Annotated in this window: 20 protein-coding genes and 1 tRNA gene; 3 read left to right on the plus strand and 18 right to left on the minus strand. The window is 45.4% G+C overall.

Annotated features, from left to right (window positions below):
• Window position 1 precedes the first annotated feature (1 nt).
• The 5 genes from ACKI3C_RS03170 to ACKI3C_RS03190 form a co-directional block, all read right to left on the minus strand.
• Complete coding sequence (locus ACKI3C_RS03170; protein WP_407401964.1) at window positions 2-538, minus strand: DNA alkylation repair protein; 537 nt, start codon at window positions 536-538, stop codon at window positions 2-4.
• Window positions 539-605: 67 nt separating this feature from the next.
• Complete coding sequence (locus ACKI3C_RS03175) at window positions 606-2,657, minus strand: dipeptidyl-peptidase 3 family protein (protein ID WP_407401966.1); 2,052 nt, start codon at window positions 2,655-2,657, stop codon at window positions 606-608.
• A gap of 18 nt (window positions 2,658-2,675) precedes the next feature.
• Window positions 2,676-3,860 carry a class I SAM-dependent rRNA methyltransferase gene (locus ACKI3C_RS03180; protein WP_407401968.1) on the minus strand — a complete coding sequence of 395 codons (1,185 nt, stop codon included), beginning with the start codon at window positions 3,858-3,860 and terminating at the stop codon, window positions 2,676-2,678.
• A 9-nt stretch (window positions 3,861-3,869) separates the two neighbouring features.
• Window positions 3,870-5,246, minus strand: a complete 1,377-nt coding sequence (rseP, locus tag ACKI3C_RS03185; protein WP_407401970.1) for an RIP metalloprotease RseP — start codon at window positions 5,244-5,246, stop codon at window positions 3,870-3,872.
• 33 nt (window positions 5,247-5,279) lie between these two features.
• The gene (locus tag ACKI3C_RS03190; protein ID WP_407401972.1) at window positions 5,280-6,440 is read right to left on the minus strand and encodes a 1-deoxy-D-xylulose-5-phosphate reductoisomerase; all 1,161 of its coding nucleotides are present in this window, start codon (window positions 6,438-6,440) and stop codon (window positions 5,280-5,282) included.
• A gap of 214 nt (window positions 6,441-6,654) precedes the next feature.
• Here ACKI3C_RS03190 and ACKI3C_RS03195 point away from each other — a divergent pair, with 214 nt between their 5' ends.
• A complete protein-coding gene (locus tag ACKI3C_RS03195; protein ID WP_407401974.1) occupies window positions 6,655-9,126 on the plus strand; it encodes a DUF5686 family protein in 2,472 nt (823 codons plus the stop codon).
• Between the two features lie 269 nt (window positions 9,127-9,395).
• On the opposite strand, the gene ACKI3C_RS03200 is transcribed toward ACKI3C_RS03195, so the two are convergent.
• The 6 genes from ACKI3C_RS03200 to ACKI3C_RS03225 all read right to left on the minus strand — a co-directional run bounded on the left by ACKI3C_RS03200 (window position 9,396) and on the right by ACKI3C_RS03225 (window position 15,571).
• Window positions 9,396-10,280, minus strand: coding sequence for a carbon-nitrogen hydrolase (locus tag ACKI3C_RS03200; protein WP_407402122.1), 885 nt, complete (start codon window positions 10,278-10,280; stop codon window positions 9,396-9,398).
• Window positions 10,268-11,302, minus strand: a complete 1,035-nt coding sequence (locus ACKI3C_RS03205; protein WP_407401976.1) for an agmatine deiminase family protein — start codon at window positions 11,300-11,302, stop codon at window positions 10,268-10,270. Before ACKI3C_RS03205 ends, ACKI3C_RS03200 begins: the two co-directional genes overlap by 13 nt.
• A gap of 2 nt (window positions 11,303-11,304) precedes the next feature.
• The gene (locus ACKI3C_RS03210; protein WP_407401978.1) at window positions 11,305-11,544 is read right to left on the minus strand and encodes a hypothetical protein; all 240 of its coding nucleotides are present in this window, start codon (window positions 11,542-11,544) and stop codon (window positions 11,305-11,307) included.
• Window positions 11,545-11,953: 409 nt separating this feature from the next.
• A complete protein-coding gene (lon, locus tag ACKI3C_RS03215) occupies window positions 11,954-14,347 on the minus strand; it encodes an endopeptidase La (protein WP_407401980.1) in 2,394 nt (797 codons plus the stop codon).
• 116 nt (window positions 14,348-14,463) lie between these two features.
• Entirely contained in the window at window positions 14,464-14,937 is a 474-nt protein-coding gene (rlmH, locus tag ACKI3C_RS03220; protein WP_407401982.1) for a 23S rRNA (pseudouridine(1915)-N(3))-methyltransferase RlmH, read from the minus strand.
• Between the two features lie 4 nt (window positions 14,938-14,941).
• On the minus strand, window positions 14,942-15,571 hold the full coding sequence (locus ACKI3C_RS03225) for an HAD family hydrolase (RefSeq protein ID WP_407401984.1): 630 nt from the start codon (window positions 15,569-15,571) through the stop codon (window positions 14,942-14,944).
• 88 nt (window positions 15,572-15,659) lie between these two features.
• Here ACKI3C_RS03225 and ACKI3C_RS03230 point away from each other — a divergent pair, with 88 nt between their 5' ends.
• The gene (locus ACKI3C_RS03230) at window positions 15,660-17,222 is read left to right on the plus strand and encodes an NAD(P)/FAD-dependent oxidoreductase (RefSeq protein WP_407401986.1); all 1,563 of its coding nucleotides are present in this window, start codon (window positions 15,660-15,662) and stop codon (window positions 17,220-17,222) included.
• 75 nt (window positions 17,223-17,297) lie between these two features.
• Here ACKI3C_RS03230 and ACKI3C_RS03235 read toward each other — a convergent pair whose 3' ends face one another.
• From ACKI3C_RS03235 to pta, 7 genes are all read right to left on the minus strand, one after another.
• Window positions 17,298-17,846 (minus strand): 30S ribosomal protein S16, encoded by a 549-nt coding sequence (locus tag ACKI3C_RS03235; RefSeq protein WP_407401988.1) that lies wholly within the window; start codon window positions 17,844-17,846, stop codon window positions 17,298-17,300.
• A 75-nt stretch (window positions 17,847-17,921) separates the two neighbouring features.
• A tRNA-Gln gene (locus tag ACKI3C_RS03240) sits at window positions 17,922-17,992 on the minus strand.
• A 102-nt stretch (window positions 17,993-18,094) separates the two neighbouring features.
• Window positions 18,095-18,823 (minus strand): 1-acylglycerol-3-phosphate O-acyltransferase, encoded by a 729-nt coding sequence (locus ACKI3C_RS03245; protein ID WP_407401990.1) that lies wholly within the window; start codon window positions 18,821-18,823, stop codon window positions 18,095-18,097.
• 125 nt (window positions 18,824-18,948) lie between these two features.
• Window positions 18,949-19,653, minus strand: a complete 705-nt coding sequence (locus ACKI3C_RS03250) for a response regulator transcription factor (RefSeq protein ID WP_407401992.1) — start codon at window positions 19,651-19,653, stop codon at window positions 18,949-18,951.
• 6 nt (window positions 19,654-19,659) lie between these two features.
• Window positions 19,660-21,162, minus strand: a complete 1,503-nt coding sequence (locus ACKI3C_RS03255) for a sensor histidine kinase (protein ID WP_407401994.1) — start codon at window positions 21,160-21,162, stop codon at window positions 19,660-19,662.
• 213 nt (window positions 21,163-21,375) lie between these two features.
• Window positions 21,376-22,590, minus strand: coding sequence for an acetate kinase (locus ACKI3C_RS03260; protein ID WP_407401996.1), 1,215 nt, complete (start codon window positions 22,588-22,590; stop codon window positions 21,376-21,378).
• A 25-nt stretch (window positions 22,591-22,615) separates the two neighbouring features.
• Window positions 22,616-23,623, minus strand: coding sequence for a phosphate acetyltransferase (gene pta / locus ACKI3C_RS03265; protein ID WP_407401998.1), 1,008 nt, complete (start codon window positions 23,621-23,623; stop codon window positions 22,616-22,618).
• A gap of 228 nt (window positions 23,624-23,851) precedes the next feature.
• Between pta and ACKI3C_RS03270 the strand changes: the two genes are divergently transcribed.
• Window positions 23,852-25,765 carry an LptF/LptG family permease gene (locus ACKI3C_RS03270; RefSeq protein WP_407402000.1) on the plus strand — a complete coding sequence of 638 codons (1,914 nt, stop codon included), beginning with the start codon at window positions 23,852-23,854 and terminating at the stop codon, window positions 25,763-25,765.
• Window positions 25,766-25,861 lie beyond the last annotated feature (96 nt).

Here is a 25,861-nt window from a genome sequence, read left to right on the forward strand (position 1 = left end):
ATTATAGCTCTTCCGAGATACTATCAAGGAGTTGCATTATGTCTTGTTGAGCCTGTGCAACTCTTTCTTTTAAGACAGCGTCCTTAACCGACGGCAGGTTCTTGATATTGCCGTTCAACACCAGATTGAGGATAAGCCTCCAACCCGTATATTTCACAAGATATTCTGATGATGCGACCAAGTCAAATCCCAATGCCTCTGCAAAGGTCAAATGACGCAGCAACCTGTGACACAGCACATCAGCAATTTCCTTACTCTCAACGCTTGTGGCCCAATCGTGAGCGGTGTTATAATCCATAATCTCACAAGGGTAGAGCATAGATGCCACCATGCGGCATTCTCGATGCTTTGAGTCATTCCACAACTCTTGCGCCAATGCGGCCGAGTGCTCAACACGAGACGCTATTGCTATCACATCAACTAACTGGCATCCCATGATGTATTGATGCGGATCACCATTATTGCGCAGGCCGTCGGCTATAATGCCATTGCGAAAGGCAAAAAACTCTTTCTTGATACTGTTAATGTCGTTGAGCATAGAATATTAATTGAAAACGACGGGTGTGTCACATAAAGCACACACCCGTCGTTTGTGATAATACCAATTATTTCTTGTTGGTGAGAGGAGAGTAGTCGCGTGAGTAACGCAGCATCTGCTCTACATAGTTTTCATCGTAAGTGATTGTGATGTCGGTAATGTTGCCATCGGCATCCTTAACCACGTGATACATGGGATTAACAAATCCCTTGTAAGGAGCAATGTCAAGAGTGCTGTAACGTGCAAGAACTTCCTGGTGGAGTTTCTTGTCAACAACCACACCATAGTTCTCAACGAGTTGGCGACCAGCCTCATAGTCACCCTCGCTCTTGATGCGTTGAACCTCGGCAAGGAGTTTGCTGAAAAGTACGCGCAATTTCTCATAGTCATTGATCTTTACATAAGTTTTGCCTTTACGCTTAACCAATTCAATAACCTTATCTTTCTTGCCCTGCTTGTAGCACCATTCGCTGATGAACTTGCGGTTGCGCATGTGAGATTCCTCAATGTTCTTGCCAGGCTCAATACGGACGAGTTGGGTCATAAGACCGTTCATGATGTACTTGTAGTACTCTGCCTTGTACACTTCATTATTGGGGAAGATTCCGAGTTCAACCAATTTGGGGTCAGCAAGATAATAAAGAGCGAACAGGTCGGCACGGCCTTCTTCGAGAGCTGCCGAGTAAGACTTTAAGCCATCGGGATCTACACCAGGGAGGAGTTTGCCCGACGCATGACCGAGACATTCGTGAAGGTCGGTGTGCAGCTTGTCGGCAATCGAGAGATACTTCTTCATGAGGTCAATCTCTACCTCGCTATAAGCAAATTCAGCATTCATGCCCGAACCCTTAGCAGCCTCGTCGTAAGCATCAGTGATGTTTTCGAGAGTCACTGACTTAGAACCATGTGCAGCACGTATCCAGTTGCTGTTGGGCAAGTTGATGCCGATAGGGGTAGAAGGATAACTGTCGCCGGCAAGGATAGCCGCAGTGATAACCTTAGCGCTCACACCCTTCACGTTTTCTTTCTTGAAACGGCTGTCAACAGGAGAATTGTTCTCAAACCACTGTGCGTTCTCGCTGATGAGTTGAGTGCGGCGTGAAGCAGCCTTGTTACGGAAATTAACCATTGCTTCCCAAGAACCAGTCATACCCAGAGGATCGCCATAGCTCTCAATGAAACCATTAATGAAATCCACATCGCCTTTAGTTTCCTCTGCCCACATGATTGAATACTCGTCAAATGTTTTGAGTGAACCTGTGGTGTAGAAATCAATGAGTCTGTTGATGTAATCACGTTGTGCACTGTTCTCGGTCACCTTAACAGCCTGCTGCAACCAGTAGATAATGTTGACAATAGCTTCGGAGTAAAGTCCGCCCACTTTATAGGGTTTCTCAACTACCTTACCATCTTCCTTTACTACCTTTGTGTTGAGACCGTAAGAAATGGGAGTTTCATCATTGGGGTCTTTAAGTGCATTGAAATAGTCCTCAACTTCTTGTTGAGTAACACCCTCGTAAAGGTTTGTTGCAGAGGTTGCTATCAAATCCTCGCCATCGGCCTGGTTTACCTTCTTGGCCATAAATGTGGGATCAAAGATAACTTTCTCAAGGGTCTTGCGCAGTCTCACTGCTTTGTCACACTTGCCTTCCTCGGTGCAACGGTCGCAAGAGTAGATAGGGAGTTTGTCAAGGGGCAATTTGTCATACTCTTCAACGAAGAAGTTGATAGAGAATTTTGGTTCGAACTTGTCCATGCCGTAGTGGTGATGGATGCCATTGCCGAACCACACCTGCTTGAGATAAAGTTCAAGACCTTTAAAGTCCTCGCTATTGCGATCGCCCTTATAATTAACGTAGATTTGTTCAAGGACTTGTCTCACCTGCAAGTTGTACTTGCAGTTCTGGTCGGTGAGAATGTCACGACCTTGCAAAGCAGCCTCATGAAGGAAATACACTAATTTCTTTTGGTTGAGAGATAGTTCGTTGAAGCCTGGTACTTCATATCGAAGCACTTGAATGTCGGCAAAGCGGTCAACGACATAGTTGAAGTCATTGTTTTGCGCCATAGCACTTGTTGATAATGCCACTATTGCAGCGGCTAGAATAGATTTTTTCATATATAAATGTTTTGTATGTTATTCTACATAAAGCACAAGTCCTTTGAGATATTCTCCTTCAGGGTGATATATGTTGATGGGATGGTCGGCAGGCTGTGTGAGCTGGTGCAATATGCGCACTTTGCGGTGCGACATTGCTGCTGCGCTGAATACTGCAAGACGGAACTGCTCGCGATTGACTGCTTGTGAGCAAGAGAAAGTGAACAGTATGCCACCCGACTGAATTTTCTCAAAAGCCTTTGCGTTGAGTTTGCGATAGCCTATAAGTGCATTTTTGAGTGCACTCTTGTGCTTGGCAAACGCCGGCGGATCAAGGATTATAAGATCATATTCATCTTTCTTGATGTTGTCAAGGAACTTGAATGCATCTTCGGCGTAGGCTGTGTGACGGGAATCACCAGGGTAGTTGAGTTCTACGTTGTCGTTAGTGAGTTTTATTGCCTTTGCACTGCTGTCAACTGAATGAACTAATTTTGCTCCGCCTCTCATTGCATAGAATGAGAAACCACCAGTGTAGCAGAACATGTTGAGCACTCGACGGTCGTGTGAGTATTTTTCCAGCAAACTGCGGTTTTCGCGCTGGTCAACAAAGAATCCTGTTTTCTGACCTTTGAGCCAATCCACATGGAACTTAAGTCCATTCTCAACTGCCTCGTCGGTTTCGTAACTGCCTATAATGTATTGGTTCTGTGGGTCAAGTTGAGCCTTGAAGGGTAGGGTGGTCTCACTCTTGTAATACACATTCTTAACTATGCCACAAGGCAACTTTGTGAGTGCCGAGGCGATAAGGTTGCGTGCAAAGTGCATTCCTGGTGAGTGAGCCTGCATGACGGCAGTTGCACCATAGATGTCAACAACAAGCCCTGGCAGGAAGTCACCCTCGCCATGCACAAGTCTGAAAGCGTTATTGTCGTCGCGCATGAGATCCAATGACTTGCGCACATTGAAAGCATGCTGAAGCCGCTGGAGGAAAAATTCCTCATTAATCTCTGAATCATCAAAGGCCAAGACTCTCACGGCAATGCTGCCTATCTGGAAATGGCCATTTCCTATGAGTTTGCCGTCGTGGGTATAGACAGTGACGAGATCGCCTTCTTCGATTGTTTCGTCATAAGAATCGATTGCGCCCGAGAACACCCAAGGATGAAAACGCTTGAGCGATTCTTCCTTGCCGCGGCGAATTTTTATTGCTTTGTAGGTCATTGTAAAATATTATTTAATAAAGAACCTATAGATGTCATTTCCATTAGCAAAAAGCAAAAGAAGCAAGAGAATAACCATTCCTGCGATTTGTGCCCGCTCAAGGAATTTCTCACTTGGTTTGCGTCTTGTGATCATTTCATACAGCAAAAACAGCACGTGCCCGCCGTCTAGTGCAGGTATGGGTAAAATGTTCATTACTGCAAGAATGATAGAAAGGAATGCTGTGATTTCCCAGAAACTGAGCCAGTTCCATGAGTCGGGGAATATGCTTCCTATCGTGCCGAAACCGCCCAGGCTCTGTGCACCCTGAGGTGAGAAAAGCAGTTTGAGCGACTTGACGTAGTTGACAAGCTTGTCAACACCCATCTTGATGCCACGTGGAATAGACTGGAATATACCGTATTGAACAATTGTCACTTTATAAATATCGGTGGGCGAAGTGAGTTGAATGCCCAGTTTGCCGTTATCGTCAACTTTGACATCGGTCACACATTCTTTTCCTTCACGCAAGTATTTAAGTTTCACAACTTGGTTCTTATATTTAAGCAGGGTAGGGTTAAGCTCTGTGAATGAAGGTGTTGTATCGTTGTTAACTGCAAGGATGCGATCACCTTTTGTGAGCCCTGCCTTTTCGGCACCCGAATTTGGTTGTGCTTGTGAAACAACCACAGGTATTCTGATGCTAATGGGAGATTCTCCGTTCTCGGCATCTTTGTTCATCTGGAAAACGAAGTCCGACGGCAGTTTGATGTCAACAGTGTCTTTGTGATTGCGCAACACTTTGAGAGTCTTAGCGGTAAGAACAGTTTGGAGTTCTTCGCTATTTACCGATGACAAGTTATTGCCATCGGCCATGAGCATGATGTCACCATCAACAAGTCCAGCCTTGTGAGCGCTGGTGCTGAAATCCATACCCTCGGTGACATCGGTGAAGTTTATGATCATCTCACCATAGGTATAAACGATGCCGGCATAGATGACAATGGCAAGCAGGAAGTTGAACAGCACACCGCCCACCATGATGAACAATCGTTGCCATGCAGGTTTAGATCGAAATTCGTAGGGTTGTGCAGGTTGCTTCATCTGCTCTTTGTCCATCGACTCATCAATCATACCTGCTATCTTGCAATATCCTCCCAGAGGCACCCAACCTATGCCATAAGTTGTTGCTCTCCATGAGTTCTTGAGTTCTGTGCCGTCTTTATCAACTTTAGCTTTTGGTTTCCATTTCGCGATAGAAAACCAAGGATTGAAGAACAAATAGAATTTCTCTACCCAAACGCCGAAAATGCGTGAGAAGAAGTAGTGTCCAAACTCGTGAACCATCACGAGCAGTCCTAATGCAAGAATTAATTCAAGTGCTTTAAACCAAAAAGTAGTACTCATTTAATTGAACCTTATGTATGTGTTTTAATATTCTTATTTTAAAAGTGATGTTGCATATTGCCGTGCAGCAAGATTAGTCTCAACATACTGCTCATAGGTGGGCGTTTCAATAAACGGAATGAACTGCATAGTCTTGTAAACAGTCTCATAGATACCGTTAAAGCTCAATTCGCCCTTGAGGAATGCAGCCACGGCTATTTCATTGGCAGCGTTCATCACGCACGCTACATTGCCGCCACGACGAGCCGCCTCGTAAGCAGCATTAAGCAATGGGAACTTGTTGAAATCGGGTTTCTCAAAAGTGAGTGATGCATAGTCGCAAAGTGTCATCTTGCGCTCGTCGGTCGGAAGTCGGCGTTCAGGAAGCCCCAGCGCATAGCGTATGGGCAAATGCATGTCGGGGAGTCCAAGTTGTGCCTTTACCGACCCGTCTATAAACTGTACCATTGAGTGCACGATAGATTGCGGATGAACAACAATTTCAATATCGTCGTGCTTCACGCCGAATAGCCACTTTGCCTCTATCATTTCAAAGCCTTTGTTCATCATTGTTGCCGAATCGATTGTGATTTTGGCACCCATGCTCCAGTTGGGGTGTTTCAACGCATCGCTCGCAGTGACATGGGCAAGTTGCTCAATGGGCGTGTTGCGGAATGGACCACCCGAAGCTGTGAGGATAAGTTTCTCAATATCCTCATGCCTCTCACCCACAAGGCACTGGTAAAATGCACCATGCTCACTATCGACAGGGTACAGGACAGAGGTTGATGTTTCAAGCAGTTTAGTAATCAATTCGCCAGCAACAACAAGTGTTTCTTTGTTGGCAAGCGCAATTTTCTTGCCGTTGTTTATAGCCGAAATGGTTGATTCCAGTCCGCTGTAACCTACCATAGCAGTGACCACGGTATCGACATCGGGATGTGCAGCAAGCTGTGCGATGGCCTTGGCACCTGCATGCACTTCAATATCGGTGTGAGACAATGCTTGCTTGACCTTATCATACAAAGCCTCATTGCCAATCACAACGGCATGGGGCATAACCTTCAATGCCTGTTCAATGAGCAAATCGGCACTGTTGTTGGCCACCAGCAACCATGCCTTGAATAGAGCAGGATATTCTGCTATTATGTCGAGGGTTTGCCGTCCTATTGAACCAGTACTGCCAAGGACGGCAATATTTCTTACACTATCCATAATACTTATATTAAAGTACAAAGGTACAACATTTTTGTTTACTTACAAAGAAAGTGGCACATGTGTAAGTAATTATTTACAAAAACGCGGTCTATTTCAAAGGTATATTTGGCATAAAAACATAAATTTATTAATTTTGCAACCAATTATGGGAAAAGTAAATATTTTTTTAATACTTGTATTATCGTCAGTTTTACAGTTATCGGCTCAATCAATGGTGCAAATAACGGGAATGGTGAGAGACTCGATATCACACGAGCCTGTCCCTTTTGCATCGATATCAGCTCCCGGATCTGATGTGGGCTTGATAGCTACAGAACATGGCGGATTTAATATAAACACACGAGAGAAAATAACCAAACTGCGCGTGTCGGCCGTGGGTTATGCGACCAAAGAAATTACAATAAAGCCAGGACAAAGCGTTGCAATCATCGAAATGAGTGCCGACGCTGTCTCGCTCGACGAGGTAGTTATTAAACGAGGAAAAGAAAAATACAGCAAGAAGAACAATCCCGCAGTAGAGTTGGCAAAAAAACTGATTGCTAAACGCAAAGAAGGAGATCCCACCAACAACTCTTCCTATTCTTTCAACAAATACGAGCGGTTGGCCTATGGATTTAACGACCTAGAAGAAGCAGGAGGCAAAAACTCTTTGTTGAGGAAATACAAGTTCCTCGAAGAATATGCCGACACATCGACACTGACCGGGCATAAAGTCTTGCCCATATCTATAAAGGAACAGCTTTCTACCGAGTATTTCCGCAAGTCACCCAAGTCGCACAAGGAATATATCGATGCTCTCAAAAGCAATGGTCTTGACGAATCGTTTGACCAAACAAGCATTAAGACCTTTCTTAACGAAGTATTTAGGGAAGTGGACATCTTTGGCAATGACGTGACATTGATGTCTAATAAGTTTGTGAGCCCTTTGTCATCGATAGGAACCACATTCTACAAATATTATCTCAACGACACGCTCGACATAGGAGGCGAGAAGTGTATCGAATTGAGCTTTGTGCCGTTCAACACCGAGGGATTTGGTTTCCTGGGACGAATGTATATCCCGCTGAACGACACCACTTTGTTTATCAAGCGAGTGACAATGAATGTGCCGCACAATATCAACCTGAACTATGTGGAGCGCATGCACATAATACAAGATTACCAAAAGGCCGAGGACGGTTCAAGACTCAAGTTGCGTGATGACATAGAAGTAGAGTTTCGTCTTGTAAAGGGCACGCCGGGCATGTTTGCGCGTCGTGAAACCTCCTATAGCAACCACAGCTTTTACAGTCCTAACGACATGCTGATATTTGAGAAACCTGGCGAGCAAATTATCGACAGCAAGGCTTTCAAGCGTGAAGAATCCTACTGGACCTTTAACCGGCCGCAAACTCATGGCGTTGACGGCAATACAGTGCAGAACATGCTCAACCGTTTGAGGCAAAACAAAATATTTTACTGGGGAGAGAAAATCATCGTGACATTCGTAAATGGCTATATACCCACCAACGGGAAGAACAGCAAATGGGATTTCGGCCCGCTCAACACAACTATAAGCGGCAACTCTCTTGAAGGAGTGAGATTGAGGCTGGGCGGCATGTCCACTGTAAACCTGAGCAAAAGATGGTTCACAAGAGCATACGTGGCCTATGGGTGCCGTGACGAGAAGTTGAAATACCAAGGGCAACTGGAATATTCATTCAATGAAAAGCAACATCTCGACCAAGAGTTCCCAATACACTCGATAAGGCTCATGCACCAATATGACGTGGACAAACTGGGTCAGAAATACCTTTACACCAATACCGACAACGTTTTCTTGGCACTGAAAAGACAAGAAGACAACAAATTACTTTACCTCCGCAAGACTCAACTGGAGTATAAGCTGGAGACGCTTAACCACTTCTCGGTAGCGGTGGGATTTGAGCACAATATACATGAGCATTCTAAATTCCTCAACTTTATTTATCCAGATGGAACAACCCGCAACAAATACACCGAGGCGGGTTTCAAAGCCACATTGCGATATGCCCGAGGCGAGAAGTTCTACCAAACACGCCTGTTCCGCTTTCCCGTCAACATGGATGCTCCCATTATCACATTGTCTCACACCTATATGCCCAAAGGGTTTATGGGCAACTTGTATGAAATCAACAAAACCGAAGTGGGGTTGCAGAAGAGGTTCTGGTTCTCAGCATTCGGCTATACAGATATCATTTTGAAAGGCGGAAAGATTTGGAGCAAAGTGAGTTACCCCGACTTGTTGCTGCCCAATGCCAATTTGTCATACACGGTGCAGCCCGAGTCTTATGCCCTCATGAGCCCCATGGAATTTGTGAACGACCAGTACTTGTCGTGGGATGTGACCTACTGGGCCAATGGGTTGCTGATGAACCATTTGCCATTGATTAAGAAACTCAAACTGCGTGAGGTTGTATCGTTCAGAGGTCTATGGGGCAGCCTTAGCGACCGAAATAATCCAGCAAAATGCGGTGATGTCTTCATGTTCCCCGACGGAACATTATCGCAAGAAATGGGAAAGAGTCCTTATATGGAAATGGGCGTGGGCCTTGATAACATCCTCACATTCTTGCGAGTAGATTATGTGTGGCGACTTACTTACCGTGACACCCCCGGTGTTGACCGCCACGGCGTCCGCATCCAACTCCACTTTACATTCTGATTAAGAAGTATTGTTCATAAAGCAACAGCACCATCAATAGTGGAATCCACTTGATGGTGCTGTTTTGGACTTTATTCGCTTTGATGATTTATTTGCCCAGAAGCTTGTTTATGATGGTGTTGAGGTCGTTTACATCTGTGACCTTGTCATCGTTGATGTCGCTCACGCGGACATATTGTTCAGGGTTCCGTAACGGCTACAGTTAACAAGAGCAATAATTTCTTTATCATAAGCTAATAAATTTTGTATTGGTTTATAAATAATTGTATTTAGTCAAGGAATCTCTTGGTGAGACCTTCGTAGTTCTCGATGCGGCGGTCGCGCAGGAACGGCCACCAGCGACGCACGTTCTCGCTGCGTTTCATGTCGATGTCGATAATTGTTTCCACCTCTTCATCAACGGGAGCCTCGAAAATCAATTCGCCCTGTGGTCCAGCAACAAAGCTATTGCCCCAGAACTGGATTCCATTGGTTTGTCCTGACGGGTCTGACTCGTGACCCACACGATTGACAGTAACGACAGGAAGGCCGTTGGCTACAGCATGTCCGCGCTGCACCGTGATCCAAGCATTGCGCTGGCGGTTTTGCTCATCAAGGGTGTCGCTGCTTTCATAGCCGATGGCAGTGGGGTAGATGAGTAGCTGTGCCCCTTTGAGAGCCATGAGGCGAGCCGCTTCGGGATACCACTGGTCCCAGCATACCAGTACACCAAGACGACCTAGTGACGTGTTGATGGGTTCAAATCCCAAATCGCCAGGGGTGAAATAGAATTTCTCATAATAGGCTGGATCGTCGGGGATGTGCATCTTGCGATAGGTTCCTGCAATGCTGCCGTCGGTATCATACACAACAGCAGTGTTGTGATATAGTCCCGCTGCACGACGTTCAAACATCGATGTAACAAGCACGATGCCGCACTCGCGAGCAACGTTGCTGTATAGGTCGGTCTCTTGACTAGGAATGGGCACAGCGAGGTCAAAGTTGTCAACGTCTTCAACCTGGCAGAAGTAAAGCGAATCATGTAGTTCTTGAAGCACAACAAGTTGCGCGCCTTCACTTGCCAATTTCCTAACTTTTGTAATCAGTCGGTTGCGATTGTCAATGATATCGCTGGTATTGTGTTGCTGGATAATGCCTACTTTCATTTCTTCAATGTGTTTTTGAAAAGTTGCATTGTGACGCAATGCAGAGATCCGTGTTGTTTAATGAGTGAATTACAATCTATGCCCACGACCTTACGTCCGGGGAATGCTTGCCCTATGACTTCAAGAGCCTGCTCGTCGGTGGGTTGGCCGTAAACGGGAACCAAAACTTGATGGTTCATAATCAAGAAATTGGCATAAGTGGCAGGCAGACGGAAAGCCGGGATGTCGTTCTCGAAGATAGGGGCGGGAGAGGGGAGACGCAGCAGTCGGTAGGGCTCGCCTTGCGCATTGGTAGCAGCCTTGAGTTCGTCTTCCATAGCCTTGAGCGACTCAAATTGCTCGTCGCTGGGGTCGTCACACCCCACATACACTATGGTATTGTCAGGAGCAAAACGAGCGATAGTATCAATATGGCCATCGGTGTCATCACCTGTGAGATAACCGTTTTCAATCCAGAGAATCTTTTTGGCACCAAGCCGGTTCTTCAATTCTGCTTCAATCTGCGCTTGATTGAGCCAGGGATTGCGGTTCTCCTGCAGCAAGCACATCGAGGTAGTCATGACTGTGCCATTGCCATCGCTCTCTATGCTTCCGCCTTCAAGCACAAGTTCTCGGCATGATTGCATATCGACGGCAAACGCGCCCATATCGTGAAGACGCAAGTTGATGAGGTTGTCGCAGTCGGCAGCAAACTTCATACCCCATGCATTGAATGTGAAATCAAGAAGTTGCAATTTGCCATCTCTTATCACAGTGATAGGTCCGAAATCTCTTGCCCATGTATCATTATTGGCCATTTCATAGAAATGCACCCTAGTCAAGTCAATATCGCCAAGTGCCTGCTTCGTGTCATCAATGCAAGAAGTGACAATCACCAAATCCTCGTCCTGAACAATGGCATGTGCCAAATTGACATAGCATTGGGTCACTTCGTCAATAATATATGCCCAGTCGGTGGTATCGAAAGGCCACGTAATCATCACAGCGTCTTGCAGTTCCCACTCGGCAGGAAAACGTAAATTAGTGCTCATGTTTAAATTTCGTTTCCAAATTCTTTATAATTATCCCAAATAGAATCTTGAGATTCAACAAGTTCATTTATATAGTCACGATAGCCGTTGCGCACAGTGTAGCCATGTGCGTTACACCACAATTTATACTCATCTTGTAGTCTAACGTCGGCCTGCAATAGATTTTGAAACTCACTGTCGAGTGTCTCATTATTGCCACATCGATCCAATAATTCTCTTAATAAATCAGATATATCGTTCATAACCTAAATTGATATAAAAATTACTTTTCAAATTTAAATAATTTATTTGATATACCAATGTGTTATAACATTTTTTAAATGGTTTATTCCGTCTTAACCGCTCGCACCGGACGAATGGTTAGTCCCATACAGCGATCGCCTGTTCCTCGAGTCATTCTGGTAGAATTGATGTCAAGGAACTCGGCAGCACTGCACATGGAGGTGACGAGCGTACTCGATTATCCCCTTTTTAAGGGACTATTTGATTAAATTAATTAACTCGTCCATTTTTATTGGACACCAATGATATTATATCATTAAATAGCTGATAAACATCATTGACAGTCAAGAAAAAAGTCCTGAGAGCAATTCCCTCCGGACTTATTAAGTTAAATTTAATCTTCTAATAGAACCGTATTCAACTCGGGCATCACAGCGTGAGCGCATTCTTTACCATCTCGTCAAGTAGTGCAAAGTCAAGGACATCGGATATTGTCTTTACATAGTGGAAAGTCACGCCTTCGAGATAAACAGGTTTGATATCTTCGATGTCTTTGCGGTTTTCTTCGCACAAGATTATATCGGTGATACCAGAGCGCTTGGCAGCGAGGATTTTCTCCTTGATTCCTCCCACTGGCAACACTTTGCCGCGTAGGGTAATCTCGCCTGTCATTGCAAGTTTGTTGCGCACTTTTCTCTGTGTGAATGAAGATACAAGTGACGTTACCATTGTGACACCAGCCGAAGGTCCGTCTTTGGGTACAGCACCTTCTGGAACATGGATGTGCACGTTGTGAGAGTTGATAGTGTCCATGCTGATGCCTAATTCTTCGCAGTGAGCCTTGATGTACTGCATTGCGATAGCGGCCGATTCTTTCATCACGTCACCCAGATTGCCTGTGAGCGAGAGTTTGCCGTCTTTTCCTTTTGAAAGCGAAGACTCAACGAAAAGGATCTCACCGCCCACTGCGGTCCATGCCAGACCAGTCACTACGCCCGCATAGTCATTGCCCTCATAGATGTCGTGAGTGAATGTCTTGGGACCTAAATAATCAGAGACCATGTCGGGCTTAACCGTCGTGGGATATTCGTCACCATAAGCCTTGAGGCGGGCAATCTTGCGCAATACCTTTGCGATTTTTTTCTCCAACTCACGCACACCGCTTTCCCTTGTGTAAAGGTCTATGACCTTAGAAACAGCTTGATTGCTGAATTTCACTTCTTTAGGATCAAATCCATTCTGCTCAAGTTGCTTGGGAATAAGGTGACGCTTGGCTATCTCCAGCTTTTCCTCCTGGATATAACCGCTTATCTCGATGATTTCCATGCGGTCGAGCAGTGGTTGGCTGATGGTTGCAAGCGAATTGGCGGTAGCGATAAACAACACCTTCGATAAATCGTAATCCACGTCCAGATAGTTGTCGTGGAATTTGTTGTTTTGCTCGGGATCGAGGACTTCAAGCAGTGCATTAGAGGGATCGCCCTTGTAATCCTTGCCCACCTTGTCAATCTCATCAAGAACAATCACGGGGTTAGATGTGCCACTCTTGATCATAGCGTCAATGATGCGTCCCGGCATAGCACCTATGTAGGTGCGACGATGTCCGCGAATCTCGGCCTCATCATGGAGTCCGCCCAATGAGATGCGTGCATACTTGCGGTTAAGCGCCTCGGCAACAGAACGTCCGAGCGATGTCTTGCCCACTCCCGGAGGACCATAGAGGCAGATGATGGGAGCCTTGAGGTCACCACGCAATTTAAGCACTGAAAGGTGTTCAAGGATGCGGTTCTTGACATCGTCGAGACCATAGTGGTCTTTATCAAGTTTTTTCTCTACCTTCTTTAAGTCAAAATTATCTTTACTGTACTCCAACCAGGGAAGGTTGAGGAAGTTGTCAAGGTAGGCAAACTGGACTGCATAGTCGGGCGACTGCGGGTTGAGACGCTCGAGTTTGCGCAGTTCTTTCTGGAACTGCTCGTTAGTTTTGTCGCTCCACTTTTTCTTGAGAGCACGGTTTTCGAGAACATCAATGTCATCGCCGCCAGCAGCGCCCAGTTCCTCCTGGATGGTGCGAATCTGTTGCTGAAGGAAATGTTCTCTCTGCTGTTGAGATATATCTTCTCTCGTGCGAGATTGGATTTCTGCTTTGATTTCAACAAATTGGGCTTCTTGACGAAGATAAGAATAAAGCATGTAACCACGCTTTTTCATGTTACGTTCTTCGAGCATCGCCTGCTTCTTTTCAGGGTCGAACTGCACATTTGTTGCCAAGAAGTTAATCAGATAATAAGAGTTATCAATATTCTTCATCGCAAAGGCGAGTTCACGTCCGCTGTCGCCCATGTTGGCCAGCATGTTAAAAGTAACCTCGGTGATCGAAGAAATGAGCACCTTGAACTCTGTGTCTCTATTAGGTGATTTGATTTCCTCGGTGAGAGAAACCGTTCCCTTGAGATAAGGCACAGTCTCGGTCACTTCGTCAAGACAAAGTCCAACGCGACCTTGCAGAATGACATTAACCGAGCCGTCGGGCATCTCGATGACCTTAATAATTTCGGCAAGTGTGCCATAATTATATAGGTCTTTTTGTCCGGGATCTTCGGTTGCGCGGTCAATTTGGCAGAAAACACCTATGCGCTGGTGTTTTTTAGATGCTTCACGCACTACTTTAAGTGACTTTTCTCTTCCCACAGCTACGGGCATAGTCATGCCAGGGAAAAGGACCATGTCGCGAAGTGCCAGCATTGCAACTGACATCTTGCCGTTCTCGTCAACAACAGGGTCTTCGTCCTTAGTATGGTGTATTTCAGTGATTATAGGCATAACTCTAGTAGGTGAGCATTCGCTCATTTCGTTATTGTTATCGTCAAAGTAATTGTTCATCTATACAATATAAAATTATTTACACAGAATATAAATTGCAAAAAACATGCCACACATCACTCGTGATGATAGGGTTCGTGGTTAAGAATAGTACATGCTCGGTAAAGCTGCTCGGTGAAAATGAGCCTTATCATCTCATGCGAAAATGTCATTTTGCTCAATGAAAGCATGTCATTAGCCCTTGCATACACATCCTCCGAGAACCCGTAAGGCCCTCCCACAATGAATACCACCCTGCGCGAACCGCTTGCCATGCGTTTCTGAATGTAGGCCGAGAAGTTCATCGATGTGTATTCCTTGCCATGTTCATCGAGCAATACCACATAGTCGCTGCTCTCCAGTTTCTGCAAGATTGTGATGCCTTCGGCTTGTTTCTGCTGGCTTTCAGTGAGCTTTTTCGTGTTTTTCGCGTCAGATAGATGCACTATGTCAAATGTAATGTAATGCGACAAACGCTTGACATACTCATCAATACCTTGCTTGAGATACCCTGTGGCAGTTTTGCCAACAACCATGAGTGTGAACTTCATGCCGTTATAATAAATTTTCAAGAGAGAGACCTTCAAATGAATTAATCACGACATGAGCATATTGCTTGACAACATCCTCTGGATTGGTAGTAGGAAGTCCTATGACTTTACCCCCGGCAGCTTGCGCTGCTCTTAATCCTTTAATCGAATCTTCGAAGATTAGACATTGCGAGCAATCGCAGTTGATGAGTTTTGCCCCCAGAAGGAAACATTCAGGATGGGGTTTAGCGTTTTTTACCATATCACCAGTGACAATGGCATTAAAGTGCTCCTTGAAGTCAGGGTGTTGAGCATATACCGCATCCATCTTCTTCTGGTCGCTGCTGGTGACAATACAAGTGGCAATGCCAGCTTTGTTGAGTTGTTCAACAAATTCAATCGCCCCAGGAAAATATTCATACTTCATGCTACGCTGAAAGTCATTAAGCATCTCGGTAACGAGTTGCCTTGTATTCTCGTCGGCATAATGGTCATGAAGAATCTCAAAAAGATTAGATCCCTTGATCACGCTTGAAAAGTTAGGAATGTGGGTAGGGTAGCGCTCTTCTACAGCGTCCCAGAATTCAGTATAAATCCCCTCGGTATCTAGCAAAACACCGTCTAAATCAAATAATACTCCTTTTATTTTAGTCATTGTCAACCATTGTGAGTTAAAAACTTTACAAAGATACAACTAAATAGGCAAAAAAGCATTAAATTTGCATTGAAAAAGTACAAAAGAAATGGTAGAAGAACTACAAATAAGAGAAATACCCCGCGTAGCATCGTGTACCGATGAGATAATACGTGCTGTGGCTGGCAAATTAAAGATAAACATTGAGCGAATAAATGGTGTTAGAATCATAAAGCGCTCAATAGATGCTCGTCAACGTCAGATAATGATAAATCTAACAGTTCGAGCTTACATCGATGAACCCGTAGCCGAAGAGAATCTTGTTGACCCCATCGACTACAAAGAGGTAACCGGCACAAAGCAGGCTATTGTTGTGGGTGCTGGCCCTGGCGGACTATTTGCCGCATTGAGGCTTATTGAACTTGGCATAAAACCCATTTTGCTTGAACGCGGAAAGAATGTCAAGGACCGTAGAGTGGATGTGGCACGCATTTCTAGAGAAGGCGTTGTGGACCCCGACAGCAATTATAGTTTCGGCGAGGGTGGGGCAGGAGCATATAGTGACGGAAAACTTTACACCCGCAGCAAGAAACGTGGTTCGGTAAAAAGAATATTGGGCATTTTGCACCAGCATGGAGCCAAAGAGGATATCTTAATTGATGCTCATCCCCACATAGGTAGCGATAAGCTGCCGCATGTGATTGAAAACATGCGCAATACAATTATCAAATGTGGCGGCGAGGTACATTTTCAGACTCGTGTGACAAATCTGCAGGTTGACAATAATGAGGTAAATGGTGTTGTAACATCAACGGGCGAGGAGTATGTGGGACCTGTTATCCTCGCTACCGGCCACTCGGCCCGTGACGTCTATGAGATGCTCAACAAACAAGGCATTGAACTTGAAAGCAAGGGAATCGCCGTGGGAGTGCGACTAGAACACCCGCAGCATCTTATTGACCAGTTGCAATATCACTCTCGTGAAGGACGTGGCAAGTATCTGCCTGCTGCGGAATATTCGTTTGTGACCCAAGTGAATGGACGAGGCGTATATTCGTTCTGCATGTGTCCTGGTGGCGTGATTGTGCCTGCTGCCAGTGCACCCGGACAACTTGTTGTGAACGGAATGTCGCCTAGCTTGCGCAACACCTATTGGTCAAACTCGGGCATGGTGGTTGAAATTCATCCAGAAGATTTGCCCGAAAAATATTCTGACATGGGTGTGTTGAAAATGATGCGTTTCCAGGAAGACCTAGAACGAGTGGCTTATGAACAAGCAGGTAACAGCCTGGTTGCAGGAGCACAGCGCATGAAAGACTTTGTGGAAGGTAAACCGTCTAAACTCATCCCTCCGTCGTCTTATCCAGCAGGAGTGCAACCATCACGTCTGGACAAATGGTTACCTCCGTTTATAGGTAACAGGTTGCGTAAGGGTTTTAAGGAATTTGACCGTACTAGACCTGGATTCCTCACTAACGATGCGATTGTGATTGGTGTAGAGACAAGGACATCATCACCCGTGCGTATTCCCCGTGATAACGAGACTTTATGTCACATCGCTATAAAAGGGCTTTATCCATGTGGAGAAGGGGCAGGTTATGCCGGCGGCATTGTGTCAAGTGCTATTGACGGTGAGAGATGTGCCGAGTGCCTCGCCAACGATTTTCAGTGATTAACAGACAGAAAAGGGTGAAAAAAAATCCTGCTCACAAAAAGCAGGATTTTTTGTTTTCGTCTTTTTTGAGAATTAAGCCTCTGCTGCTTCTTCAGCGGGAGCTTCAGCCTCAGCCTGTGCAGCAGCAGCTTCTGCCTCAGCAGCAGCCTTAGCGGCAGCGATCTCAGCTTTCTTCTTTGCTACAGCCTCAGCCTTAGCTTCATTCTTCTTTACTTCCTCTTCAAGAGCTTGCTTTGCGTTAGCCTTTTTAGCTTCACGCTCCTGGTTCTTAACATTCTCAAGCTTTGCATCCTTCTCGGCCTTCCAAGCGTTGAAACGACGCTCAGCCTCAGCCTGATCAAATGCGCCCTTCTTAACGCCGCCCTGGAGATGCTTCATGAGCATAACGCCTTCGCGAGAAAGAATGTTACGAACTGTGTCAGTAGGAATTGCACCTACATTCACCCAGTAGAGTGCGCGCTCGAAATTTAAACTTATTGTAGCAGGATTAGTGTTTGGGTTATAAGAACCAATCCTTTCAATAAATCTACCATCTCGTGGTGCCCTGCTATCGGCGATTACAATGGGATAGAACGCGTAGTCCTTGTGACCGTGGCGCTGCAATCTGATTTTAGTTGCCATTTGTGATAATTAGTTTAAATTGTTAAAAAAGTAAATTTCATAAAAAAGGTAACCGCATTACGGTCACCTCTCTTGTTGTCTTAAAAGGACTCGAACCTTTACTAACAGGACCAGAATCTGTCGTGCTACCATTACACCATAAGACAGTTTGTCAATTGCGTTCCGTCAATTGCGTTGCAAAATTACTGCTTTTTTTTGAACCTGCAAAATATTTCAGTGTTTTTTTTGTAAAAAAATCACTTTTTTATCTAGTCACAGTTTTCGGCAGGCAAGCATGATTGAATGGTTTTGCGACACAACTCACTGACGTGCGATACGTTATGGCCGTCTTCGCCCGGTTCTATAGGATCGTGTACCGTAAGCTTGATTGTTCCTGGTGTCACATTAAAAGTGTTGCGGGGCATCACTTTGTAAGCGCCATCTATTGTTACGGGAACAAGAGGTAGTCCAAATTCTACAGCGAGTTTGAAAGCACCATTCTTGAACGGACCCATTTTACCGGTATCAGTGCGACGACCTTCAGGAAAGATGACAACCGAGACTCCGCCTTGCAGTTTTTTCTTGGCATCGGCAATAGTGGCCTTGATGCCAGTAGCCGACTTGTTATCAACCATAATGTGACCCGCTGTCCGGCATGCCCATCCTATAAAAGGTATATTAGTGAGTGCCTTTCGCATCATCCACTTGTACTGGTAACCCAAGAAACCATAGATAGAGAATATGTCATAAGCACTCTGATGATTAGCAACAAATACATATGAAGAATTCTTGCTAACCTTTGGACTTCTAACAACTTTGACCCTCACAAGCATGAGCGTGCACCATGTCCACCCCCAAGCAACACCCATATAGTGCGCCCAGCGGTTAGGGCTGACAATGCTGCCTATGCACGACAGAAGTGCATATATGATAGTGAATATAATAACAAGCGGAGTAGCAATGCACCACTGATATATGCGATAAAGAAACAATTTCATCTCTAATTTCTAGTCAATTTGGCTGCAAAATTAAAAAAAAACGGCGATACTTCCAACTTTATTAATAAAAAGAATGAAGTAACGCCGATTTTAAAGGCGAAGCCAACTCACCTAAAATGAGAATTTCACTTAACCTCTGTGTCGGGAGCAATGAGTTTATAACCCTTGCCATGAATATTGATAATCTGAATGTTGGGATCAGCCTTGAGTTTCTTGCGGAGTTTAGTGATGTAAACGTCCATCGAACGGGCGTTGAAATAATTGTCATCAATCCAGATGGTCTTGAGTGCGAAATTACGCTCAAGAATCTCGTTGACATGAGCGCAAAGCAAACTCAATAACTCTGACTCCTTCGTGGTGAGATTCTCGCTTTTCTCATCGGTGAAGAGCATTTGGCGTTGAGTGTCAAACGTGAAGTTACCGATCTTGTAAACAGTAACCTCCTTGCCTTTCTTGCCCTTCACGCGGCGCAAGATTGCCTCGATGCGCAACACAAGCTCCTCCATGCTGAAAGGCTTGGTGATGTAGTCATCGGCGCCGATTTTGAAACCCTCAAGAACATCTTCTTTGAGAGCCTTTGCTGTTAGGAATATAATAGGCACCTCGTTGTTGACTGTGCGAATTTCTTGAGCCAGTTGGAAACCGTCCTTTTTAGGCATCATCACGTCGAGCAGACAGATGTCATACTTGCCTTTCAAGAACGCCTTGTATCCGCTTTCGCCATCGGCAAAGAGTTCAGCCTTGTAGCCTTTGTCCTCAAGATACTCTCTGGTGAGTGTTCCCAGATTCTCGTCATCCTCGCACAAAAGGATTTTCAGTTTTTCTTCCATAATTTTCTATTTTATAAGTGGTAATAATATAATAAATTTCGTTCCTTTGTTCACTTCGCTCTCGGCTTTGATTGTGCCGCCAAAGAGAGTGACCATTTTGTGGACATAAGCAAGTCCAAGTCCAAACCCCTTCACGTCATGGCGGTTGCCGGTGGAAACGCGGTAGAACTTTTCGAATATCTTTTTCAAGTCCTCACGCTTGATGCCTATGCCGTTATCCTCAATGACAATCTTTATGTGATCCTCATCGGGGTTAGATGTGATGACATTGAGTTCTAGCGGCACATCCTCTCGGCGATATTTGATAGCGTTGTCGAGCAGATTGAAAATCACATTAGTGAAATGCATCTTATCCACATTGATAATGGGATCTTCGCTTTCAAGCGTGGCACCGATACTGCCTCCATACTTTTCCACCTTGAGTTTGAAGGTATTAATAACACCGTAGATAATCTCATCAGCATTAATCTCCTCTGGCTTCATTGTGGCATTTTTGCGGTCAAACATGGACATCTGCAACACCTTCTCAACCTGGAAACGCAATCGCTTGGTCTCATCGTTGATGACCGTTGAAACATGCTTGAGCATTGCAGGGCTCTTGCGCACCGAATCATCATTGAGCATCTGCGCCGCAATAGATATTGAAGATATGGGAGTCTTGAACTCATGAGTCATGTTGTTGATGAAGTCATTTTTCATCTCGGTGAGTTTCTTCTGGCGGAAAGCAACGATGATGGTGAAAATAAAGATAACCAGCAATACGAAGGAGAACATGAAAGACGGAATCATGAACTTCACCGTCGAGAAAATGTAGTCGCTTTTAGTGGGGAAGAACACATTTAGATAATATATCTTTCCCTCCGGATCATTGTGAAAGAGTTGCTGCTGGTACACGTCTTCCACGTCGTCGGGGGAGTACTCGGGCGACTGGTAAACGATGCCCGAACTCTTATTGACAACAGCAAAACCAAATGGCAGCTGCGGCAACCCATTGTTGGCAAACTCGGTGTTGAGATATTCACGCACTGTCGCCGAGTCGGCACGCTCACTGATGGGGCGATCGCTCGACTGCGACAATATGTTAAGGATAACCTCATTGAGCAGGCCTTTTTGATACAGATATTGTCCTTTGAGGATTTCCTGCTTGGTCTGATAACTATCATTGAGGTCTTTAATAGGACTCAAGTTGGAACGCTTGGGCACTTTAATTTCATCTACCGATAATCCTGTGTCAACCTTGTCATTCGGCAAGTTGAAATCGTTGGTGATAGCATCGCTGGCAATACTATAGGTTGCTGATGCTTCCTTTAAATCTTGGTCTAGGTAATATTTGGTCTCATTCTGTTCAAGCATAGTAGTCACACTATACATGCTGCGCACCACAATTTCCTTGAATTGCTCGTTGCGCATCTTGATCATGTTTTCCATATACATGATCTGCATGAACAGCAAACCGATCATGGCAAACGCCATGACTATGGTCAAAAGCCAAATAGTTGATTTTTTCATACTGTGTAATTATCAATAAAAAATTAACATTACGGCACAAAATTAACAATTAAATGTGAAAATGCAAAAATATTATCTCTTTTTTTTTGCAGTAACACATATATAATATTACAAATCGTCGTTTTTATCCACCAATTCCGTGATTTTTACTACAAAGAGTGCCTGCCATGGAGGGCAAGCACTCTTATTTGTGATAGAATAACTATTTTAATATCAGGGCTCGCGTCCTTCAACGATAGCCTCGGTGTCATGAGCAATCATATATTCCTCATCGGTCATGACAACAACAACTTTCACCTTGCTGTCGGGGGTACTGATAACACCTTCCTTGCCACGCCAAGTCTCGTCGTTTACTTTCTCGTCGAGTTTTACTCCCAGGTATTCAAGGTTGCGGCAAACAACTTTGCGGGTTCCATACTGGTTTTCGCCCACACCACCTGTGAATGCAATGATGTCTACACCATTTAGTTCGGCGGCATAAGCACCGATATATTTGAGAATGCGAAGTTCATACATGTCAAGAGCGAGTTGTGCCTTGGGATCGCCTTTCTCTTCGGCAGCCTCGACGATTTCGCGCATATCACTCGAGATTCCAGTAACACCCAGCACGCCACTTTCCTTGTTGAGGATGCCGAGCATGTCTTTTGCCGAGAAGTTGTGCTTCTCCATGAGGAAGAGTAGGGCTCCGGGATCAACATCACCCGAGCGAGTACCCATCATAAGACCCTCGGTGGGAGTGAGACCCATAGTGGTATCTACGCACTTGCCATTCTTAATGGCCGAAATGCTTGCACCGTTGCCAATGTGACAGCAGATAATTTTCTTGTCCTCGGGTGACACACCCAGCATTTCACACACGCGTGATGCAACAAAGCGGTGGCTGGTTCCGTGGAAACCATAGCGACGCACGTGGTCTTCGGTGTAGAATTTCTCGGGCAGAGCATATCGATAAGCCGCAGGAGACATAGTCTGGTGGAAAGCAGTATCAAACACGCCCACTTGGGGAACATTAGGAAGAACTGCGTCGATAGCTTCAATGCCTTGCATGTTCACAGGGTTGTGAAGGGGAGCTATGCCATAACATTCTTTAATCATCGCCTTAACCTCGTCGGTAATGAGCATGCTCTTGCTGAACTTCTCGCCGCCGTGCACTACACGATGGCCCACAGCATCGATTTCATCAAATGACTTGATGCAGCCATACTCTTCATGAGTGAGAACGTCAAGTATTGACTTGATTGCGCCCACATGGTCAGTGATGTTAAGGGGAATGATTTTCTTGCCGCCGTCCTCAAACTTGAGCTTGATGAATGCATCGGGGAGACCGATTTTCTCCACGCCGCCCTCTGCGAGAGTCTTATTGGCCTTGATCTCGATGAGCTTATACTTTACCGAACTGCTACCGCAGTTTAACACTAATATATTCATAGCTTTATCTGTTAAATTATGGTTATTACTTGTTTATGGCTTGGTTGCAGGTGAGAAGGATTGTCTTGTAGATGTCTTCCTCGTTACAACCGCGAGAGAGGTCGTTGACAGGAGCAGCAAGACCTTGCAGCACAGGACCTACTGCTGTCACGCCGCCTATGCGCTGAACGAGTTTATAGGCAATATTGCCAACCTCAAGATTGGGGAACACGAGAACATTAGCTTTTCCAGCGATTTCACTACCAGGGGCTTTGCTTTGTCCCACCGAAGCAACGATAGCAGCATCGGCTTGGAGTTCGCCGTCGATTTTGAGATTGGGGTTGAGTTCAAGCGCAAGGCGGGTAGCCTCAACTACTTTATCAACTTTTTCGTGCTTTGCACTGCCCTTTGTAGAGAAACTGAGCATAGCGATGCGGGGCTCGATGCCGGCAAGCGCACGTGCAGTCTTATCGGCCGACACGGCGATCTGTGCAAGTTCTTCGGCCGAGGGGTCGGGGAGAACAGCGCAATCGGCAAACACCATCACGCCATTGTCGCCATAGGGCGAGCCTTCGGGCATCATCATGATGAATGCACCTGACACAACCTTAATGCCAGGAGCAGTCTTGAGAATCTGGAAAGCAGGGCGCAACACATCGCCTGTGGTGTTACCAGCACCAGCAACCTGACCGTCGGCATCACCGTTCTTGATGATGAGGCATCCCAGGTAGAGAGGATCCTGTATCTTCTTGCGAGCGTCTTCGATAGTGACGCCTTTGCTTTTTCGCAGTTCATAGAACAGCTGTGCGTATTTTTCCATCGCCTGTTCATCGGCAGGATCAACAAATGTTGCTTTCTCAAGATTGATGAGATTGAGTTCACGTCCCTTTGCCAAGATGTCATCCTTATTGCCAATCAAGATTATCTCGGCCACATCGTCACCGATAATGCGGTTAGCGGCACGCAGAGTGCGAGGTTCTGTACTCTCGGGAAGGATAATGCGTTGCTTGCATGCAACAGCGTTTTGTCTTAGTTTCTCAAATAGAGGTTCCATATTTTGATTGTTAATGTATTATATGTCATTTGTCCCTTGGGAGGAGCATTTCACATGCAAATTTAATCATTTTTTCTCTATCAACGCCTTTATCTTTACCTAAAAATATAATATAAACGCACAAAATACAATTTTCATTTGCGTTAAACTGATGTTTGTTGTAATTTTGCATCACATTTCCACAAAAATAAAGAAGCAATGTTGAGAATAAAGAAACTTTACGTTTTCATGTTGAAGACATTCATTCCGCTCTTTGCGATGACATTCTTTATATGTTTGTTCATCGTGATGATGCAGTTTTTGTGGAAATACATTGACGACCTTGTGGGCAAAGGGTTGAGCATCGATGTGATTGCCGAACTGTTTTTCTATGCCGCTTTGTCAATGGTCCCGCTGGCATTGCCGCTATCCATATTGCTGGCATCGCTCATGACTTTCGGCAACCTGGGCGAGCATGTGGAACTCACGGCAATGAAATCATCGGGAATATCGCTCACCAAGGTGATGGCACCGCTTTTTGCATTGATGGTAGCCGTGTCGATAGGTGCTTTCTTTTTCCAGAACGATGTTTTGCCCAGGTCGCAAGTCAAGATGTGGACGCTCATGTTCTCTATGCGACAAAAGACACCCACCCTTGACATCCCCGAGGGCACAGTTTATACCCAAATCCCTGGCTACAACCTGTATGTGAAGAAGAAGGGCGTGAATAACGACATGCTCTATGGCATGCTCATCTATGATGTTTCTAATGGTTCGGGCTACCCGCGCATCGTGGCAGCCGACTCCGGACGGCTCAGTTTCACCGACGACAAGCGACATCTTGTGCTCAACTTGTATCACGGTAATTGGTATGAGGACATGCATTCGGGAAGTTCATCGCAAATGGGCCAGCAGCTGTATCGTCGAGAAACCTTCAAGGAGAAGGAAATCATGATTAGATATGACGACAACTTCACCCGCATGGACGAAGATGCCATGGCGTCGCAATACATCGGCAAGAACATTTCTGAACTGCGATTCACCATTGACTCGCTTAATGCACACGTCGATACTGTGGCGCGTGCCATAGGAGAGGACCTGCGCTCAATGCCAGTGTGCGGTGTGCCAGCTCGCAAGTTTGCCAAGAAAAACGGCAAGGACACACGCATTGTGAACAAAGTCCATGTCGAGAAGCAAATGAATTTTGACTCGATATTTAATGCTTTGACCCCATCGGCAAGGACAATGCTTGTGCAGCAAGCGATGTCGTCAGCCATGAACCAGAAGCAGGACTACGAGTTCAGAGGCTTCTCGCTGTCGGACGACCAATTCATCATCAGGAGACATGAAATTGAGATGCAGAAGAAATTCACCTTATCGCTTGCGTGCATCATCTTCTTCCTGATAGGAGCGCCGCTTGGAGCCATCATACGCAAGGGCGGACTGGGAACACCCATTGTCATCTCTATCATCTTGTTTATTATTTATTACATAATTGACAACATGGGCTACAAACTTGCCCGTGAAGGCCGTTGGGTAGTGTGGGAAGGCATGTGGCTCAGTTCTGCTATACTCATGCCTCTGGGCATATTCCTTACGCGAAAGGCCGTTAACGACAGCGCAGTGTTTAACCCCGATGCATGGCGCAACTTCTTGCGCAAGGCGACCGGTTTGCATCAAGTGAGAAAACTCACTATCAAGGAGGTTATCATTAATGAAGTTGAACATACTATTGCACTCGAAAAGATTGCGGCATTGAGAGTCTCATGCCAAGCATTCCTTGACAAGTATCCTAAACGTCAATCGTTTGTCGAATACTGGAGATATGGATTTGACAAGAAACAACTTCGTGAAATTTCAAGCGAACTTGACGAACTTGTTGACTACCTGTCTAACTCACGCGACTTAATGGTAATCAACAAGGCAATGGACTTCCCCATAATTCGCCAACTTCTCACATACCGTCCTGCGGCAATTCCCGCCTTAGGTGTCGTGCTTGCAGCACTGTTGCCACTGAGTGTGCCATTCTACCTGATAGGATTGCGTCACCAGAAGAACCTCAAACGCGAACTCCAAGACACCTGCAAAGTGTGTGACCAGCTGACAGCCATCCTCAAAGGCGAATACACCAGGGAGATGGAATATAACCCAACAGGAGCATAAGATTTCACGGTAACTGATTGGGGCAACTCTATACTCGCTGAAAATGCGATAACAAGTCAGGTCAATCCGCTAAAAACACCTTTGTTTTATCAGCTT

This window comes from Sodaliphilus sp., from assembly GCF_045598405.1.
In the GTDB taxonomy this organism is placed as follows: Bacteria; Bacteroidota; Bacteroidia; order Bacteroidales; family Muribaculaceae; genus Sodaliphilus; species Sodaliphilus limicaballi.